Source organism: Mangrovihabitans endophyticus, from assembly GCF_014646155.1.
Classification (GTDB): domain Bacteria; phylum Actinomycetota; class Actinomycetes; order Mycobacteriales; family Micromonosporaceae; genus Actinoplanes; species Actinoplanes endophyticus.
The window spans coordinates 166,591-183,779 of record NZ_BMMX01000010.1; the positions used below are offsets into that span (position 1 = coordinate 166,591).

General features: G+C 65.7%; 18 protein-coding genes and 1 tRNA gene. 7 read left to right on the forward strand and 12 right to left on the reverse strand.

The window, feature by feature from the left end:
* Positions 1 to 84 precede the first annotated feature (84 nt).
* Both IEY73_RS14365 and IEY73_RS14370 read right to left on the reverse strand, forming a co-directional pair.
* Positions 85 to 2,625 (reverse strand): putative bifunctional diguanylate cyclase/phosphodiesterase, encoded by a 2,541-nt coding sequence (locus tag IEY73_RS14365; protein ID WP_373292785.1) that lies wholly within the window; start codon positions 2,623 to 2,625, stop codon positions 85 to 87.
* Positions 2,626 to 2,663: 38 nt separating this feature from the next.
* A complete protein-coding gene (locus IEY73_RS14370; RefSeq protein WP_189079685.1) occupies positions 2,664 to 2,831 on the reverse strand; it encodes a hypothetical protein in 168 nt (55 codons plus the stop codon).
* A 252-nt stretch (positions 2,832 to 3,083) separates the two neighbouring features.
* Between IEY73_RS14370 and IEY73_RS14375 the strand changes: the two genes are divergently transcribed.
* Positions 3,084 to 3,404: a hypothetical protein gene (locus tag IEY73_RS14375; protein WP_229715827.1), complete on the forward strand. Its 321-nt coding sequence runs from the start codon at positions 3,084 to 3,086 to the stop codon at positions 3,402 to 3,404.
* A 1-nt stretch (position 3,405) separates the two neighbouring features.
* Here the strand turns inward: IEY73_RS14375 and IEY73_RS14380 are convergent, their stop codons facing one another.
* Entirely contained in the window at positions 3,406 to 4,209 is an 804-nt protein-coding gene (locus IEY73_RS14380; RefSeq protein WP_189079686.1) for a sulfurtransferase, read from the reverse strand.
* 30 nt (positions 4,210 to 4,239) lie between these two features.
* Positions 4,240 to 4,734 (reverse strand): YajQ family cyclic di-GMP-binding protein, encoded by a 495-nt coding sequence (locus IEY73_RS14385; RefSeq protein WP_189079687.1) that lies wholly within the window; start codon positions 4,732 to 4,734, stop codon positions 4,240 to 4,242.
* Between the two features lie 143 nt (positions 4,735 to 4,877).
* Between IEY73_RS14385 and IEY73_RS14390 the strand changes: the two genes are divergently transcribed.
* Both IEY73_RS14390 and IEY73_RS14395 read left to right on the forward strand, forming a co-directional pair.
* Positions 4,878 to 4,961, forward strand: a tRNA-Tyr gene (locus IEY73_RS14390).
* A gap of 368 nt (positions 4,962 to 5,329) precedes the next feature.
* On the forward strand, positions 5,330 to 6,154 hold the full coding sequence (locus IEY73_RS14395; protein WP_189079688.1) for a hypothetical protein: 825 nt from the start codon (positions 5,330 to 5,332) through the stop codon (positions 6,152 to 6,154).
* 862 nt (positions 6,155 to 7,016) lie between these two features.
* Here IEY73_RS14395 and IEY73_RS33535 read toward each other — a convergent pair.
* Positions 7,017 to 7,901, reverse strand: a complete 885-nt coding sequence (locus tag IEY73_RS33535; RefSeq protein ID WP_229715828.1) for a tyrosine-type recombinase/integrase — start codon at positions 7,899 to 7,901, stop codon at positions 7,017 to 7,019.
* 9 nt (positions 7,902 to 7,910) lie between these two features.
* On the opposite strand from IEY73_RS33535, the gene IEY73_RS14400 reads away from it, so the two are divergent.
* Together IEY73_RS14400 and IEY73_RS14405 are read left to right on the forward strand one after the other, a co-directional pair.
* Positions 7,911 to 8,420: a UTRA domain-containing protein gene (locus tag IEY73_RS14400; RefSeq protein ID WP_229715829.1), complete on the forward strand. Its 510-nt coding sequence runs from the start codon at positions 7,911 to 7,913 to the stop codon at positions 8,418 to 8,420.
* The gene (locus IEY73_RS14405) at positions 8,417 to 8,929 is read left to right on the forward strand and encodes a GNAT family N-acetyltransferase (RefSeq protein ID WP_189079689.1); all 513 of its coding nucleotides are present in this window, start codon (positions 8,417 to 8,419) and stop codon (positions 8,927 to 8,929) included. The genes IEY73_RS14400 and IEY73_RS14405 overlap by 4 nt, the downstream gene beginning before the upstream one ends.
* Before the next feature lie 19 nt (positions 8,930 to 8,948).
* Here the strand turns inward: IEY73_RS14405 and IEY73_RS14410 are convergent, their stop codons facing one another.
* Together IEY73_RS14410 and IEY73_RS14415 are read right to left on the reverse strand one after the other, a co-directional pair.
* On the reverse strand, positions 8,949 to 10,757 hold the full coding sequence (locus IEY73_RS14410) for a DUF262 domain-containing protein (protein ID WP_189079690.1): 1,809 nt from the start codon (positions 10,755 to 10,757) through the stop codon (positions 8,949 to 8,951).
* A gap of 201 nt (positions 10,758 to 10,958) precedes the next feature.
* Positions 10,959 to 11,207, reverse strand: a complete 249-nt coding sequence (locus IEY73_RS14415; protein WP_189079691.1) for a GntR family transcriptional regulator — start codon at positions 11,205 to 11,207, stop codon at positions 10,959 to 10,961.
* Between the two features lie 228 nt (positions 11,208 to 11,435).
* Between IEY73_RS14415 and IEY73_RS14420 the strand changes: the two genes are divergently transcribed.
* A complete protein-coding gene (locus tag IEY73_RS14420) occupies positions 11,436 to 12,722 on the forward strand; it encodes an MFS transporter (RefSeq protein WP_229715830.1) in 1,287 nt (428 codons plus the stop codon).
* Here the strand turns inward: IEY73_RS14420 and IEY73_RS14425 are convergent.
* The 5 genes from IEY73_RS14425 to IEY73_RS14445 form a co-directional block, all read right to left on the reverse strand.
* Complete coding sequence (locus tag IEY73_RS14425) at positions 12,659 to 13,027, reverse strand: DUF4180 domain-containing protein (RefSeq protein ID WP_189079692.1); 369 nt, start codon at positions 13,025 to 13,027, stop codon at positions 12,659 to 12,661. The two genes, IEY73_RS14420 and IEY73_RS14425, sit on opposite strands and share 64 nt — an antisense overlap.
* A 17-nt stretch (positions 13,028 to 13,044) precedes the next feature.
* A complete protein-coding gene (locus tag IEY73_RS14430; RefSeq protein ID WP_189079693.1) occupies positions 13,045 to 13,707 on the reverse strand; it encodes an MOSC domain-containing protein in 663 nt (220 codons plus the stop codon).
* The gene (locus tag IEY73_RS14435; RefSeq protein WP_189079694.1) at positions 13,704 to 14,540 is read right to left on the reverse strand and encodes a GNAT family N-acetyltransferase; all 837 of its coding nucleotides are present in this window, start codon (positions 14,538 to 14,540) and stop codon (positions 13,704 to 13,706) included. The genes IEY73_RS14430 and IEY73_RS14435 overlap by 4 nt, the downstream gene beginning before the upstream one ends.
* On the reverse strand, positions 14,537 to 15,625 hold the full coding sequence (locus IEY73_RS14440) for an LLM class flavin-dependent oxidoreductase (protein ID WP_189079695.1): 1,089 nt from the start codon (positions 15,623 to 15,625) through the stop codon (positions 14,537 to 14,539). Before IEY73_RS14440 ends, IEY73_RS14435 begins: the two co-directional genes overlap by 4 nt.
* A gap of 74 nt (positions 15,626 to 15,699) precedes the next feature.
* Complete coding sequence (locus IEY73_RS14445; protein ID WP_189079696.1) at positions 15,700 to 16,140, reverse strand: DUF1707 SHOCT-like domain-containing protein; 441 nt, start codon at positions 16,138 to 16,140, stop codon at positions 15,700 to 15,702.
* Between the two features lie 83 nt (positions 16,141 to 16,223).
* On the opposite strand from IEY73_RS14445, the gene IEY73_RS14450 reads away from it, so the two are divergent.
* Complete coding sequence (locus IEY73_RS14450) at positions 16,224 to 16,841, forward strand: class I SAM-dependent methyltransferase (RefSeq protein ID WP_189079697.1); 618 nt, start codon at positions 16,224 to 16,226, stop codon at positions 16,839 to 16,841.
* The last annotated feature ends 348 nt before the right edge of the window (positions 16,842 to 17,189 follow it).

A 17,189-nucleotide genomic window follows, 5' to 3' on the forward strand; every position in this document is an offset into this window, starting at 1 on the left:
ATCTCTCGCGTGATGCGCAGAAGTAAGCCTACACGTCCCGGACTCGCCCGTGAAATCGGATACCCCATGGGGCGAAATTGCAGGTCAGACCACTGCGCGAAGGCGACGGACCTCACCGGCAGGCGTCGACTCGGTCTCCGTCTGAGCGCTCAACCACGCTTCCAGCCGCTCGTACGGCAAGGGCCGGCTGAAGAAGTAGCCCTGACCGTTCTCGCAGCCCAAATCGGCGAGCAGGTCCAGGGTGAGCTCGCTCTCCACGCCCTCGGCGACGACGGTCAGCCCGAACTCGCGGGCCAGGCCGATCACCGCGCGCACGATTGCCAGGTCACCCGAGTCGGTGGCCATGCCCTGCACGAAACTATCGTCGATCTTGATCTCGTCGACCGGGAGCTGGCGCAGATGCGACAGCGACGACACGCCGGTGCCGAAGTCGTCGATCGACAGCCGCACCCCCAGGTCCCGCAGCCGGAACAGGGTCGGCAGGGCGCGCTCGATCTCGCCCACCACGCCCCGCTCGGAGATCTCGAAGGTGAGCTGGCCGGCCGGAACGTCGTACTGCTTGAGCAACTCGTGGACGAGATCCGGGAAGCGGGTGTCGAGCAGCGTGCGGGCGGACAGGTTGAACGCCACCCCCAGCGGCCGATCGGCGTCCACCCACTCGCGGCAGCGCCGCAACCCCTCCGTGATGACCGCCTCGGTGAGGCGGGAGAGCTGTCCGGTGTGCTCGGCCACCGCGACGAAATCCTGCGGCGCGACCTCGCCGTGCGCCGGATGAGTCCAGCGCGCCAGGCATTCCACGCCGACCAGATGCCGGTCCCGGATGGTCACCTTGGGCTGGAAGTAGACGTCGAGCTGCCCGTCCTCCAGCGCGGTCCGCAGATCGCCGGCGATGCCCAGTCGGCGTACCGCCCGCGATTCCAGAGCCGGGTGGAAGAGCTGCACGCCGTACGGCACCGCCTTGGCCGCATTGGCCGCCAGCTCGGCACGGCGCAGCAGGGCCTCCACGTCGTCGCCGTGGTCGGGCTGCACGGTCACGCCCACCGCGGTGTCCACGTCCAGGGTGAGCGAGCCGACCACCATCGTCCCGCGCAGTTGCTCGCGCATCTGGGTGGCCAATTGGACGGTGGTCTCGGTGCTGGACGCCCGCATCGTGACAACGAACTCGTCGCCGCCGATCCGGCCGACCAGGGACCCGGACCCGGCAATCGCCCGCAACCGCTCAGCCACCTCGGTGAGCAGCTTGTCCCCCGCGGCGTGCCCCATCGACTCGTTGACCGCGCGTAAACCGTCCACGTCGAAGACGAGCACCGCGATCACCTCGTCGGCGGCGCGCACCCCCACCGACTCGGACAGCGCGTCGACGATCCGGCGACGGTTCGGCAGGGCGGTGAGGCGGTCGTGGTAGGCGTCGTAGCGCAGCCGTTCGACCAGCCTCGAGTTCTCCACGGCGACGGCGGCGTGCGCCGCGATGGTCTCCAGCACCTGCACGTCGGTGTCGCGGAAGGTGCGCGAGTCGCCGAGCCGGTTGACGACTTCGAGGCTGCCGATGGTGGTCTGCCCGGACAACAGCGGCACCGCGATGACATCCTTGATCTTGCTTTCGCGCAACAGGTGCCGCAGCCCCACCGTGCTGTCGAAGCGGGCGCCGACCGCCACTGCGTCGCCGCTGGCGATGGCCTGCTCGCGCAGCGGCGCCGGGCTGGGCGAGATGTCCAGCAGCCCCTGGTCGTCCACCCGGGATGTGAGCAGGACCTCGGGATGCCGGCCACGAGCCGGGAGCCAGAGTGTCGCGTACTCGGATCTCATCAGGGCCCGCACCCGGCCCAGCAGCGCGTCCGGAAGGCCGCCGTCGCCGCCCCGCTCGCGCACCGCCACCGTCAGCTCGTAGACGTCGGCCAGCGTGCGGTACTGCCGGAAGAATTCGGCGAACGACCGCAACACCAGGATCATGGCGACGACCAGCACGGCGAGCAGCGCCGCAGCCCAGCCGGTGGCGACGAGGGCGACCAGGAAGACCAGACCGACCACGATGTTGATCGCCGCGGTGATCAGGGACGTCGCGCTGGCCCGAAGGGTCGCCTGGCCGGCACGCCGGCCCTGGACGACGCCGATCACACCGGCGACCGTGGCGATCCCGACGACGGCGTTGGTGATGCCGGCCGCGAAGAGAATGCCCCACGTGCCCGGGCCCGCGCCGCGCATGGGCGGCAGCGCGGCGACCACGATGAGCGCGGCCGAGGCGCTGGCGGCCGACTTGGCCACGTTGAACCACATCTTGTGGACGCCGATGCGGGCGCGCAGTTGCGTCACCACCATGGCGACGGTGGCCGCGAAGATGACCGCCAGCGGCGGTAAGAAATAGATGGCCAGGACGAGGGGGACCTCGTTCACCAGCACCATGAAGCCCTCGCGGCGGATCACCACGTTGAGCACGCCGACGTTCGTGATGATCAGGGCGATGGTCGCGAGCAGTCCGCCCAGCCAGGCGTGGTACCAGTCGGGCTCGACCGCCCAGAACACCGCGGCCGACACCAGGACGAAGACCGCGAGAGGGTAGGTGATGAGCCAGGCGTATTGCGAGGAGCGCCGTGGGGATGTCCGCCGACTGGCCATGGCGTCCCCCATCAGTCGATCTTGTCAGGCTCTCGTTGCCCCGCCGGCGATCAATCCCAGACGATGTCGCCCTGGCTGGCCAAGGTCGTCGCGGGCTGCGCGCGGTGCGCACCTGCACTGTTGGGCTCGGCTGCTTGGCCGGCCGTGCCTACACCGCCGATCAGCGCAGCCAGCATCAAAACCAAGCCGGCAAAGCGGCCCAGCTTCTTCGCGGACATATCGAACTCCTGTAAGAGGGCCAGTTCTGGCGGGCTTCATGATGGTGCCACACCCCATGAGCGTCGGGCAGTGCTGTTCGGCGGGTCGAAGCCGCACATCCGAAAAACCTGGCTGAACGGCTGAGGCTCGGGTGAACTAATGAGAGATCAATTTGAAGATTTTAGTCCGCTTCGCCCGCTTATGACCCTCCGGACGGCGCGCACCTGTCAGGGGCGTTTGACGTCAGGAAGGCTTGACGAAAGACTGCCGTGGTGGCCCCGGACGAACCCGTGACACCCGACGAACTGGAACACCGGCACACCCTCGCCACGGCCACCGCCCGATACGACGAGCTCCGCATGCGCGACGCGCTCGCACCCCTGTCCGCCGAGCCGCTGACCCACGACGAAACGCTCGAACTCCTCGCCCTCAGCGAGGTGGTCGTGCGCAAGATCGGACACGGGCGACAGACCATGGTGCACACCGCACGCACCGCCGGCGCATCCTGGACGGAGATCGGGGACGCGCTGGGCACCACCAAGCAATCCGCGTGGGAGTCGCACCGGCGGTGGAGCGACCGGCGAAGCCCGTGATTCAGTCCCCCGTGGCCACGGGACGGTCGGTGTTGCTGTACGCCGACCAGGACCCCGGATAGAGACGCCCCACGCCGAGGCCCGCGTGCTCCAAGGCGATCAGATTGTGGCACGCGGTGACTCCGGAACCGCAGTAGGAAATCGTGCCCGCACCTGCGCCCACCGCCCGGAAACGCTCCCGCAACTGCTCCACCGGCAGGAAGCGGCTGTCGGCGCCCACATTCTCCCGGCACGGCAGGCTCCGCGCCCCCGGGATGTGCCCGGCGCGCGGATCGACCGGCTCCACCGCACCACGGAACCGGCCGGCGTCGCGCGCGTCCACCACCACCGCCGAACCGTCCGTCACGTCGTCCAGGTCCGCCAGCCGTTCCCCCGGCCACGGGCGCGGCGTGAACGTCGCCTCCGGACGCTGCGGCTCCTCCCGGACCAGCTCGCCCGCATACCCGAGAAGCCCGCCGTCCAGCAACGCCGCATCGTGGCCGGTGGCGCGGAGCATCCAGACCAGACGGGCGGCGATGACACCCCCACCGTCGTCGTACGCGACCACGATGTCGTCGTCACCGATACCCAGGGCGGCCATGCCCGCGGCGAACGTCTCCGGATCCGGCAACGGGTGCCGGCCCTCTTCCGGGGCACCGTGCCGGGCCAGCACCGCGTCCAGATCGACGAAGACCGCGCCGGGCAGATGACCTTCCTCGTACGCGGCACGGCCGGACCGGCCGTCCAGATACCAGCGCACGTCGGCGTACACCACGCGGGCACCCAAATCCTGCGCCCGCCGCCGGCTGACGACCGGTTCGATCACGTCCTTGTCCCTTCGATCCGGCGTCGCCGCTCAGCGGTAGTTGGTGAACTGCAGCGCTACTCCGAAATCCTCCTGCTTGAGCAGCGAGATGACCGCCTGCAGGTCGTCCCGCTTCTTCCCGGTGACCCGCAACTGGTCACCCTGGATCTGCGCCTGCACACCCTTCGGGCCGGCGTCGCGGATCTTCTTGCTGATCGCCTTCGCCTTGTCCGTCTCGATGCCCTCGATAACCTTGCACTCGATCCGGTAGGTCTTGCCGGACTGCTTCGGCTCGCCCGCGTCCAGCGACTTCAGCGAGATGTTGCGCTTCACCAGCTTCTCCTTGAAGACGTCGAGGGCGGCGGCGGCACGCTCCTCGGTCTCCGAGGTGATGGTCACGCCCGACTCCCCCGACTTGGCGATGCCGGTCCCGGTCCCGCGGAAGTCGAAGCGGGTGCCCAGCTCCTTCTCCGCCTGGTGGTACGCGTTGTCGACCTCCTGCCGGTCGACCTTGCTCACGATGTCGAACGACGGGCTGGCTGCCATGATCAAACTCCCGTTTCGTGGCGTCTCGGAGGATGGGCGGACCAGCGCCGCCCGGCATGCTGACCGTACCCGGTTGCGAGTACGGGCGGCGGTGCGGCTATCCTGATGTCCGCGCGCCGCGGGAGACTGCGGTGGCGTGCCCAGGCGGGTTGCCCGAGCGGCCAATGGGAGCGGACTGTAAATCCGTCGCGAAAGCTTCGAAGGTTCGAATCCTTCACCCGCCACCACCGGCACGACAAGGCCCCTCACCTGCTGAAACAGCAGAGAGGGGCCTTCTTCGTGAGTCTCACTCGATCTCACCCGGGACGGTTCGATCTCGCTAGCTGTCCCCCATACGTCCCCCGGAATTTCGGGGTCGATCAGCCGGGGTCAGGCTGAGGCCACCCGGCGGATCGGCCACAGCGCCGGGTGTGTCTACGCCGACTGCATCAGTGGCGGCAACCAGGTCAAACGGGCGAACCGAAAACGCGTTCTCGTGACCTGATGTAATGAGAGACGAACCTTGTTTCACTTGCAAGCTCCAGCAGGCATGGGCCGGCGGGTTGGACGCCCCAAGGGGCAGTGTCTACCTGGGAAGCAGGAGGGTCGGCGCAACATGACTGAGCGAGGTAGCTTCACCCGGTACACATATTGGTCCGAGCGTCGCGTCAAGGACCTCGCACGCGACCTTGAGATCAAGACAGATCCCGGCTGGAAAACCAAGATCACGGTCTTCAAGGTGCCGCTGATCTCGACCGGCATCGACTTCGAAAGTGCACCGCGCACACCACACCGCAACGAGATCGCGGCGCGAGTCGAACGCGCCCTCGGCGACCTAGCTGTCGAGGACTTTGTCACCCCTCCTCCTGTGAAGTTCGCTAAGGGAACTGGCCTCGTCCAGTTTTCTCACTTTGTATCCACCGAGCCAGGCAGGGTAGTTCTCAACGCGAGGACGCAGGCGTCTGATGGGACGAACGTTGTCATATGCATGTTCGGCAGCCAAGACAACGTTCCAGGATTCGTAGGCGTGCACGACCCGAGTCCGGCGGGATGGAGCTCTTCAGCCATGTTCTCTGTCACGGACTGGCTGGCGAGTAGATGTTCCGAAAATGACTCTCAGTGGGACGATCCAGAGTCGATCTCAGTCGAAGCAATGAAGATTGCACTAGAACAGGGGAACAATAATAAATATCAAGACGATCCAGACAGACCATGGAATCGTGGATACACATTTGGCGACGCTTCAGATTCGGAGTGGCTGGCGGAAATTTACAGTGATGTCAACCTAGATCAAGATCGCTGGTCGCTAGACGATCCGGTTGACCGGATCTTGGTCGGCGCACCAGTCTGGGTCCGCTCACCTAGAAGTAGTCTTCGCCGGTACCGCGATCTCCGACGCAACTTTAACAACAAAAACTCGGATCTTGATGGGCGCACCTAAACTTCGCCCAAGTCTCACCCACACCCCACGCCACCAGGCCGCCCTGACCCCCGATACACTACGCAATCATGGGGTGGGTCGAGGGCGTAGTCGCGGTCTTAACTAGTTGGGCTTGGCCGATCGTCGTACTTGTTTGCGTTCTGCTTCTCAAACCGCAGATCAAGGAATTGATCATGCGACTCACTCGGGTAACTGGTGCAGGCGTCGAAGCTGAGTTTCACCAGCGGGTAGAGACTGCGAGCGATCTCGCAGAAGCGATTACTCCCGACGTGCCGGAGCAACTCAGCATCAGCTCGACAGATGAGGATGGCCATCCAACTACCCTCGCTGACGTACTGAACCAAGTAGATGAAAACCCGCTGCTAGGCGCTCTTATTGCTTGGCGCGAAGTTTCGGTTGCGATCACCGGAGCCGCTACGTCGACGGGAGTCGAGGGCCGAACTGAGCGAGCCATTTTGCGGAGTCTCCGAGATAGAGGAACGATCACAGCCGATGTTCTAGCACTCTATGAGCGTTTGTCCAAGATCCGGAATGAGATTGTGCACTCTCGGCCCACAGTAACCCAAGACGAAACGAAAGAGTTCGTGACCGCAGCTTGGCGCTTAGCAGCCGAACTGACGCGCATAAGCCCGTGCTAATGAAAACCCCATGCCACCTTTTACTCTTGGCTGCCGCCTAGCGATCATGCAGGGCTAGCCACGCCTGTCGCAGCTCCTTCACTCCGCCACCACCAGGACGAAACAGGGCCTCTCTCTGCCGAGACAGCAGAGAGAGGCCCTGTTCGTGAGTCTCACTTGATCTCATCCGAGACGGTTCGATCTCGCTAGTAGTCCGCCATACGTCCCGCAAGACTCGGTGTCGATCAGGCGGTGCCGGGCCAGCCAAATTCAGCCCGGAAGGCATCGATTCGGCGCAGCGCCGCTTCCTGCTCGCCGTAGAGGCACTTCGCATAGATCTTGAGCAGTACGGCGATGCTGTGTCCCGCCCACGTGGCAGCCAGGGCGGCCGAAACACCCGCGTTGAGCCACCCCGAGAGGCAGGCATGCCGCAGGCTGTACGGCACCGGCGCCACGCCGGCCTTTCGCTCGGCCGGGGTGAGGCCACGCTCCCGGGCCTTCCGCCAGGCCGTGTGCCGGGCGTTCGCGGTAACCGGTCGGCCGTTGGTCGGCCGGTACATCCCGCCGGGACCGCGCCGGGTGACGAACAGCCGGCCGTCCGGGCCGGGCGGGAACTGCTCGATGTGCCGGTCGAGCAGTGCGCACAGCGCCGGTTCGGCGGGGACGTCCCGGGTGTCCTTCACGCCCCGGTGCTTGAGTGCCCGGTACTCGATCGCTCCCCCGTCGTCGGTCCACCCACTGCCGACCTCGACAGCCGCCCCGCCGAGGTGAAGCCACCCCCACCCGTCCGGCCAGGTCGACCGTTCGTAGTGCAGATCATGCAGGTTCAGCACTTCCTCGGGCCTGAGTCCGGCGTAGTACATGGCGCCGAAGAACGCCTCCAGTTCTGGTGTGCTGTCCCGGACGGCGCGTAGCAGGCGGGCGGCCTGTTCGGGGTTGGCGACTGCCGTCCGGTCGACCTCGTCGGACTTCTTCGGGGCGGTCCACTTCACCCGGTTCATCGGGTGCGCGGGCAGGTGACCCAGCTCGACGGCGTAGCGGAGCGCCCCGCTGAACACGGCCTTCTTGCGCCCGATGGTGCTCGCTGCGGCGGCGGTGCCGTCGAGCTTCACGGCCAGGTCGTCGAGCACCTTCCGACGGTGGCCGGTTCCGCCAGGTCGGACAGCGAGACGGTGTTGGCCTCAAGCCACGTCACCGCGCTTGCCAGTTCCGCCGGCGGCGGTCCGGCCGTACGGCGCGGCTTGTTGAAGCAGCGCCTCAAACTGGCAGACGGCGAGCTGGCCGCCGTGCGCCGGCGGGTCCTCTACCTGGACGGCGAGCCGTTCAACACCAACGACAGCTACTTCCCGCTCGCGATGGTCCAGAACACCGAGATCATGCGGCCGGCGGACATCGCCCGGGGCGCCAACGAGGTCTTGGCCGAGGCCGGCTACCCCCAGGTGCGACTCTTGGACGAGATCTACGCCCGGATGCCGTCACCCGATGAGATCCAGCGGCTCAAGCTGGCACCCGGAACGCCGATCTCCTGCCACATCTGCACCGGCGTATGCCCGGACGGCACCCCGGTCCGCGTGGTGGTCAACATCCTGCCCGGAGACCGGCACGTCATCGTCTACGAACGCAACGGCATGAACACCGACGAACGATGACCGACTCCCCCACCATCCGGCCAGCCACGCCGGCCGACCTCGACACCCTGGTCGACCTGTTCCGGGCAACACGGAAGTGGCTCGCCGAGATGGGGTCCGACCAGTGGGCGACCAATCCGCCGGAGCGGGTACGCGGGCGGCTGGCTGACGCCATCTCCCGGGGTGAGTGCTACGTAGCCGAAGAAGACGGCCGCGTGATCGGGACGATCACCGTCGACGACTTCGCCGATCCTGAGTTCTGGAGTGCGGAGGACAAGCCGGAGACGGCGCTTTACGTGCACCGGATGATGGTGGAACGTTCCGCAGCAGGGCGGGACGTGGGTGGCCTACTCCTAGACTACGCCGAGGCGGTGGCGGCGAAGGCGGGCAAGGTGTGGTTGCGGCTAGACGCTTGGCGCACCAACGAACCACTACACAGATATTACGTAAGGAAAAGCTTCCGGCCTGTCAGGGTGATCAATCTCGCGCACCGGGGCTCGGGAGCCCTATTTCAGCGTACGGCCATTTAAAGACATTGGGATTTCCATATCAGTTAGCACCCAGAAAGCGGCTGAACACTCGCGTGTAATCCGGAGTAGAGAGCTTCCGAGTTTCCGATCCACTCCGCTCATAGAGATCTTGACCATAGAATGCTGGCTCGCCAATTGATCTCACTTTGAGGATCCCGACAAGATGACCTGCATAGTTTGCAAGACGTGCATCGGCAACAACTTGGGCCGCCAGCCGCCTATCCAAAGTTTTCGCCTCTCGCAATTTCTGCATTAACCATGTCCAATAAATGTTCATATCTTCGCCTCGAACGACCGCCTCGCGCTCAATTCCAACAATCGCAAATCGCTTTTTAAAGTGCTGGACAGAAATACCATCAATTGAGGCAATTCGGTTGGCGTCTTCTTGCTTGTCTGCAATTCCCAGCATAATATAACCGACAGAATCCCGGCCCATATTAGCCATAGCCGACATTGTCTTAGTGATTTTGCCCAGACAAGACGAGTCAAATTCGCGGCTCTGATCCAGTCGCAAAAGACCTTGTTTGCAGTCAAACATTTGCTGTTCGACTAAAGCGTTACCCATAATTGTCTCTACTTGCCACGCCCAGCCGTAGCGTCCAAAGTCTTCCGAATGGCCCGCATCTTCGAAGGCCGGTCGAAGGACACCTTTAACAGCATCGAACGAAGCCCTTTTGGCATCGCCAGTCCAATCGCTGCCGCCGGGTATAGAAAGTGGGCCTTGGCCCCGGGTGATCCCAGAGAGTTTGTCGGCAATCATCTGTGCATCTTTAACACGCATGCGCTCCTTAAACATCAGTTCAAAGATCGCCATAAAGATCGCGTGGAAGTATCGCGGAGAGTATCCTCCACGCCTCACGCCCACGAGCGTTGCAAAACGCGCATCACGATCGTCGAGAACACCCCTAAGAACATCGTAGGAACGCATAACATCTCGTTCTAAATCGTCACGGCCATAGGCGGTTATGGCCGCCGTTATTTGGCACGAACGAGCACTATCGTCCTCTCCCTCGACATTCTCTGAAAAATTATAATATTCATCCCGCGCATCACTGCTTGTGTTAGGTGTCGGATCTACGAGGCAGTCGACAAGGACATCTAAGATTACCTGCTCATCCAAGGAGGTTCGAACGTCTTCGCGCCTGAGTATTCCGTGCCGAACCCAGAAAATATCTTTTACATCGACACCGTAGTCAAGGTCGTAGTTCGTAATGCTAAGTTGCGGCATAAGACGAAGCGGAACACTGTCACCGGGGGATGTGTCACTCCTAATTCGGGACGAAATTATCCGAACCAAATTCGCAAGTGGAGATATGGTCCCCGCTTGCCTAAGTTCCTGACGCGACAGGCGCCGCCCACCCGAGTTGATCCTTCGGAAAACCTCATCAACACTGTTACTACTGTGCGCCCGAAAGACCGACAAGGCAATAGAGTAATTACAGAAGCGGACAGAGCGCTCACGTGACATTACCGGCATTCGCTGTGTGAGCGTGCCCTCATCCTTACGCGACTTAGTATCAGCAAGTGCGTCGAGATCAAAAAATTCGCCGTTTACGCCAGGTATTTCGTTCTCTATGAACGAAAAAATTGCATTCAAGCGCTGCAAGCCGTCGATAACTTCAAACGAATTATCTGCACCTAAACCGATTTCCGCTACCAGAATAAGTGGAATAGGAAGGTCTCGGAGAATCGAGTCTACAAGGCGCTGTTTTTCTGCAGCACTCCATACTAGTTTGCGCTGATATCTACGATTCACATCGAAGCGGTCAGCCAGATATAGAAAGTAGAGTCTCTGCACGCTTTCACTTCGAACCGAGAGTTCGGTCACCGTAGGAGAGGCCATTTAATCTCCAGCAGAAATTTGAATTAGCTATTTAAAGATGAATTAATCCAATAGCCATTTGTTTAACCTACGTTACCAGTCGCGATAGCATATGCGCCATTACCAACCTGCGCATGTTGGTAAGTTGCACCAGTCGCCTACCGGGCGAAATGAGGCACTCAGGCCGCACGACAGACTTCGGCGCTACTATCTGGCTCCTGAACCTGGCGACGGCGAAACGAACGTGCCTCGGCCCAAGAAGGTCACGAGCCGGCCTTCGTCGCGCAGCAGGTCGAGGGCAGCTCGTACAGTGCCGCGCGCCACGCCGTAGGTCTGGCCGAGGGTCACTTCGCCGGGCAACTTGTGCCCCGGCGGCCACTCGCCGCTTTCGATCTTCGCCCGGATCGAGTCCGCGACCTGCTCAGCGAAGGAGCGCGGAGACCAAGCGTCGACCATGAGGCCATGCTTTCACCTGTTCAACCACGCCATGCTGTCTATGCTGTTCTCTCGATGGACAGGGTAGACAGGTTCCTACTAGCCTCGTCAAACGACCGCACAGATGTCGAGAGGGTGGGATAACGGAGCCGGAGGACGGCCCCGAAGCCGCTCAGGGGCCGTCCTCGTCGATCGGCAGCCCTGTGCGTCGTGCGGCTGGGAGACGGATGCGGCCGGTACTCTGCCCCGGTGGCGCTCGGCTCGGACTTTCGGCGGCTCTGGGCGGCGTCCGCGGCAAGTCAGGCCGGCAGCGGGATCGGCTTCGGCGCGCTTCCGCTGGTGGCGATCCTGATTCTGCAAGCGTCCACCTGGCAGGTGTCGCTGCTGGCGACGATCTCCGGCCTGGCGGCGGCAGCGGTGGCCCTGCCCGCTGGGCCGTGGATCGAGTTTCGGCGCAAGCGGCCGATGATGATCGGCGCGGATGTGGTACGGGCGGGTGCGCTGCTCAGCGTGCCGGTGGCACTGGCCTTTGGTCTGCTGACGTACGCCCAGCTTGCGGTGGTGGCGGTGGTGCAGGCGTGCGGCGCGATCGTCTTTGCGGCGGCGAGCGGCGCGCACCTGAAAGCGCTTGTCGCACCGGCGGATCGGGCGGAGGCCACCGGGCGGCTGGAGGCGACGTTCTGGACCACGAACAGCGTCGGCCCGCCGCTGGGTGGGGCGCTCACCTCGTGGGTGGGCGTCGGCTGGACGATCACGGTTGATGCGCTGAGCTTTCTGGGGTCGGCTTTCGGCGTACGTCAATTGCGCGGTGCCGAGCCGGAACCGCCGGCCCGCACGGTCTCACCGGACCGTGCGGCGGAGATCCTCGCGGGGTGGCGCTACGTCTTCGGGCATGCGGGGTTGCGCGCCCTCTTCCTGAACTCGCAGCTTTTCGGCGGTGCGATGATGGCGGCCTCCCCGCTGCTGGGTGTCTTGATGCTGCGGGATCTGGGCTTTCCGGCCTGGCAGTACGGGGTGGCGTGGGGCGTGCCGTGTCTGGGCGGGGTGCTCGGCGCGCTGGCGCTCAAGCCGCTGACGCGACGGTACGGCGAACGCCGCGTGATGCTGGCGTCCGGTGTGGGCCGGGCGGTGTGGTTGTGTCTGCTGGCGGCCATGCCGGCGGGTCCAGGCGGACTGGCGCTGGTGATCGTGGTGGAGACGCTGGCGCTGTTCGGGTCGGGCGTGTTCAATCCGGCGTTCGCCACCTATCGGCTGACGCACACCGAGGACGGTCACGTGGCGCGCGTGATCTCGTGCTGGTCGATCACGTCGCGGGTGGCGCAGCCGATCGGCATCGCGGCGGGCGGCGCGCTGGCGGCGGCCACGAGTGTGCGGGTCGCGTTGCTGGTGTGCGGGGTGGGCTGCCTGGCGAGCGCGGTCTTGCTGCCGTGGCGGCGCAACCGGGACGCGGAGCCGGACACAGCCCGGCGGGGTCAGGCTGAGGTGCCCGCCAGTCGCGCGTCCAATTCGTCGAAGTTGGCCAGGAACCAGACGTGACGGCCCCGGTTGGATTCGCGGATCAGGTCGCGCAACGCGTTGCTCGCCGCCACATGCGCCGAAATGTCACCGATGATCGCCAGCCGCACGTGGTAATTGACGAACTTCTGCATGATCTCGCCGGCCACCCGGGTGTGCAGCGCGAAGAAGCTGTCGTCCAGGCGTTCGGCGGGCAGCGCGACGATGTCGGCGCCCGTCGTCGCGCCGATGAGGTCCAGGGCGTCCTGCGGTCCGGCGACGAGCGGCCCGTGCGCGTCGCAGACGAGGACGGGTACGCCGTGGCGCTCCGTGATGTGGTCGGGCATGGCTCCCTCCGGGGAACTCAGGACAGGCGCGAGCGGAAGAATTCCTTGAGGTCGTCCGGGAGTTCGTCGACGGCCAGGACGGCCGGGATGAGGTCACGGTCGCCGTGGTACGCACGGAAACCGTCGGCGATGGTCACGCCGTGTGCCGGCCGGTCGATCACCTCGACCTGGTCTCCGGCGCGGACCTCGCCCGGGGTGATCACACGCAGGTACGCGCCCGGACGGTTGGCCTGGGTGAACGTCTTCACCCAGTGCGGTTCGGCCATCTTGGCCTGGAAGGTGGCGCACGGCACACGGCCGAACGTGGTCTGCAGGATCAGATCCCGGCCGATCCGCCACGTCTCGCCGATCACCGCGCCGTTCACGTCCACGCCCATGGTGGTGAGGTTCTCGCCGAAGATCCCGCCCGGCAGATCACGGTCGAGCCGTTCCTGCCACCAGTCGTAGTCCTCCCGCGCGTACGCGTAAACGGCCTGGTCGTCGCCGCCGTGGTGCTTGATGTCGAAGATCTGATCGCCGACCAGCCCGCTGTGCAGACCGGTGGTCTTGGGTCCCGGCGCGCGCACCGCGACGGAATGCTCGACCGGCCGCTTGTTGATGCCGGTGACGCCGACGCTCTTGGCGGTGCTGGCCTCGGGCACGGCGAGATTCACCGAAAGGACCTTGCCGTCGCTGTTCATCGGAACTCCATCACCATGCGGTCTTCGATCGGGCGGTAGCCGAGTCGCTGGTACAGCGCGTTGCTGGTCTTGTTCGCCAGGTCGGTGTTGAGCACCACGTCCCGCGCGCCGCGGTCCAGCGCGGACTGGGTGACGACGGCGGTCGCGGCGCCGGCGTAGCCGTTGCCGCGGTGCTCCGGTGGCGTGTAGACGGCGACGATCCGCACCATGCCGGCCTCCGGGCGGCTGGCCATCGCCATGGACACCGGCTGGTCGTCCACCTGCCACAGCGTGAAACCGCGGTAGGAGAGCCCGTCGTCGACGGAGGCGGCGGCTCCGTGGCCGACCGACATGGCTTCCGCCTCGAACGCCTCCCACCAGCCGATCAGCAGCTCCCGGTCGTGAGGGTCGGCCTGCCGGGACGCACCGGACGGCGGCGGCTCGGGCGGGGTGAGCTTGTCCAGGCGGTACAGGCGCATGCGCATGCCGGGTGACGCCGGTGCGCCGGTGGTCCGCCGCCATGTGCGCGTGAACGCCTCGGTGTCGGCGGTCAGCCCGTTGACGCCGGTCAGGTCACGCCCGGTCAGCGCCTCGGCGAGGGTGTTCGCCGCGCCGGTCGGCATCGCGGACAGGTACGCCGGGAAGGGCGGCGTCTGCAGGAAGGCGCCGTCGACCTGACGGTGAGAGGAATGCCAGCCGAAGACGGGATCCTGCGAGCCGTACCGGTGTTTGCCGTGCTGGCGCAGGTTGGCGGTGACGGTGAGCAGCACGGTGTTCTCCACCGGCCGGGCGCGCAGATAGTCCTCGGCAGCGGCCGCGAAGGCATCGACGCTTCCGGACAGGTGCCAGGTCATGCCTCATCCTCGGACGTACCCGTGGCCGACGGCACCCCATTTTCCCCCGCACCGGTGACGGCCGGGCCGGGATCGTCGGCATGCCACGCGGCGGCGATGCGTTTGAGGCTGTCCCGTCGGGTGGCCGAGTCGTAGACCGTGCCGGCGAGCATGAGCTCGTCCGCGCCGGTGCGCTCCACCAGATCACGCAGACCGGAGACCACCTCGTCGGCGGTGCCGGCGAACTGCGTACCGGGAAGATGCGCCAAGGTCTGACGGTCCAAGTCGGACAATTCCACGGCGGCGGCGTCCGGCGGTGAGATGATCGGCCCGAGCCGACCGGTACGCAGGCTCAACGCCATGATCCGGCTGGGGCCGGCGAGGTATTGCGCCTCCTCGGTGGTTTCCGCCGCGATCACCGACGCGCTGACCATCACGTGCGGCCGGGTGAGGCGCGGGGACGGGCGGAATCCGTCGCGATACAGCCGCAGGGCGGTGCCGACGTCGGCCGACATGGCGAAGTGGTACGCGTAGCAGAACGGCAACCCGAGGGCGGCGGCGACCTGCGCCCCGTACGTGGACGAGCCGAGCATCCACACCTGCGGGTACGACCCGGCGGCGGGCGTGGCCACCAGCCGGGCGGTGCGCTCCGGGTCGATCCGCTCGTCGCCGAGCAGCGCCAGGACCGTACTCAGATGATCGGGGAACTGTTCGACGGTGAGGTGCGGCGACACCCCGCGCAGCGCGGCGGCGGTGGCCTGGTCGGTGCCCGGCGCCCGGCCGATCCCCAAGTCGACGCGGTCCGGGTAGAGCGCCTCCAGCAGGGCGAACTGCTCGGCGACCACGAACGGCATGTGGTTGGGCAGCATCACACCCCCGGACCCGACCCGGATCCGGGACGTGTGCGCGGCGACCGCCGCCATCAGCACCGGCGGGGACGTCGAGGCGACGGCAGGCATGTTGTGGTGTTCAGCGACCCAGAATCGCGCGTAACCCAGATCGTCGGCGGCGCGGGCGGTTTCGATGGTGCCGCGCAACGCATCCGTGCTGTCGTGTCCGGCGCGGACGGTGGCCAGGTCAAGAACGGACAGCGGTACCCGTGGCATGCGGCGAACGTACACCCGAGCGGACCTCGGTTGCCCCGGACGCGGTGCAGGTCACGTCCGCACGGCCGGGCAGATCAGCTCTGGCGGGCACGCATCCCCTGTACGGCGCCGGTGACCACGAGCAGACCGGCGCCGGGGACGGCCAGCCAGATCGGCCACGGATAGACGTGGCCGTCGGTGGTGACGGCCACCAGGCCCCAGACGACCACGTTGACCGCGGCCAGGGCGAGCCAGATGGTCCACAACACGGCGAGCGCGGTGGGCATCCGCCGGGCGGCACGCTTGCGCTCGGCCTCCCGGCGGGCGTTGACCTCGGCGGCGCTCAAGCCCGGTTTGGGCAGATCGGCGACGAGGGTCAGCAATTCCTCGTACGTCCGTGCGGCGTACGCGTCGCGCACCCGATCGTCGTACTCGTTCAGCGACAGGCGCCCCTCGTCCAGGGCAACCTTGAGCTGGTCGGCAACCTTGTGCCGGTCCGCGTCCGCGGCGCGCATCGACTGGATCTCGCCTGCCATGACCCGCTCCTTTACCGCCCCCGTCGATGCAGGCCACGCTATCCGAAACAGACCACACCTGACAGCGACGAAAAGAGACAACCGTGCGGTACGACGATCTGCTGCCGGCGCTGCGAGCCTCGTACGATGCTGAGGCGGCGACCCGCGACAGCCGCCCGAAGCAGCAGTTCAAGCTGGACGAGCGGGCGGCGTTCCTGGACCGGTTGCAGGTGACGCAGGCCCGGACGCTGCTGGACCTCGGGGCGGGCACGGGCCAGGACAGCGCTTATTTCCAGGACGCCGGCCTGTCGGTGGTGGCGGTGGACCTGTCCCCGGAGATGACGGCGCGGTGCGAGGCGAAAGGGATCACCGCGTACGTGCGAGACTTCCTGCATCTGGGTTTCCAGCCGTCGTCCTTCGATGCGGCGTACGCGATGAACTCCTTCCTGCACGTGCCGGACGCGGACCTGGCGGAGGCGTTGACGGCGGTACGCACGGTGGTGCGCCCGGGTGGCCTGTTCTTCCTGGGCTTGTGGGGCGGGTCGGATTCGTCGGGAGTGAAGGAGGCGGACAACCTGACGCCGAAGCGGTTCTTCGCGCATCGCCAGGACACGACGTTGTTGACTGCGGTGGCGCCGCACTTCGATGTGGTGGACTTCCACACGGTCGAGGACAACGGATGGCACTTCCAGTCCCTGACCTTGGCGAAGCCGCCGGAGTAGCCCCAGGCACGCCGCACAACACGCAGCCCCGCCGCGAGGCCACCCCACGGCGCGCCCCGCGCGCCGCCCCGCGCCCCCGCCCCGTCGATCTTGGACTTTGGGGGCCCGAATAATCACGCCGTGACCGACTTGTCCGACCCATAAGTCCAAGGTCAACGAGTAGACCTCCCGCCCGCCCGCCGATCATGGAGTTGCGGGTCGGATAGGTCGGTATTTATGGGCTCTATTCGGGCATCGAAAGTCCAAGATCGGCGCGGCAGGATCGGCGCGGCAGGGCAGGGCGGCGCACGGGCGGGGCGGCGCACGGGCGGGGCGGCGCACGGCGCGCGGGGGCGCGGCAGGGCGGCG

Coding starts and splice junctions, on each gene's coding strand:
- IEY73_RS14365 (WP_373292785.1), bottom strand. CDS start 2,625: ATGGGGGACGCCATGGCCAGTCGGCGGACATCCCCACGGCGCTCCTCG.
- IEY73_RS14370 (WP_189079685.1), bottom strand. CDS start 2,831: ATGTCCGCGAAGAAGCTGGGCCGCTTTGCCGGCTTGGTTTTGATGCTG.
- IEY73_RS14385 (WP_189079687.1), bottom strand. CDS start 4,734: ATGGCAGCCAGCCCGTCGTTCGACATCGTGAGCAAGGTCGACCGGCAG.
- IEY73_RS14395 (WP_189079688.1), top strand. CDS start 5,330: ATGACTGAGCGAGGTAGCTTCACCCGGTACACATATTGGTCCGAGCGT.
- IEY73_RS14405 (WP_189079689.1), top strand. CDS start 8,417: ATGACCGACTCCCCCACCATCCGGCCAGCCACGCCGGCCGACCTCGAC.
- IEY73_RS14415 (WP_189079691.1), bottom strand. CDS start 11,207: ATGGTCGACGCTTGGTCTCCGCGCTCCTTCGCTGAGCAGGTCGCGGAC.
- IEY73_RS14425 (WP_189079692.1), bottom strand. CDS start 13,027: ATGCCCGACCACATCACGGAGCGCCACGGCGTACCCGTCCTCGTCTGC.
- IEY73_RS14430 (WP_189079693.1), bottom strand. CDS start 13,707: ATGAACAGCGACGGCAAGGTCCTTTCGGTGAATCTCGCCGTGCCCGAG.
- IEY73_RS14435 (WP_189079694.1), bottom strand. CDS start 14,540: ATGACCTGGCACCTGTCCGGAAGCGTCGATGCCTTCGCGGCCGCTGCC.
- IEY73_RS14440 (WP_189079695.1), bottom strand. CDS start 15,625: ATGCCACGGGTACCGCTGTCCGTTCTTGACCTGGCCACCGTCCGCGCC.
- IEY73_RS14445 (WP_189079696.1), bottom strand. CDS start 16,140: ATGGCAGGCGAGATCCAGTCGATGCGCGCCGCGGACGCGGACCGGCAC.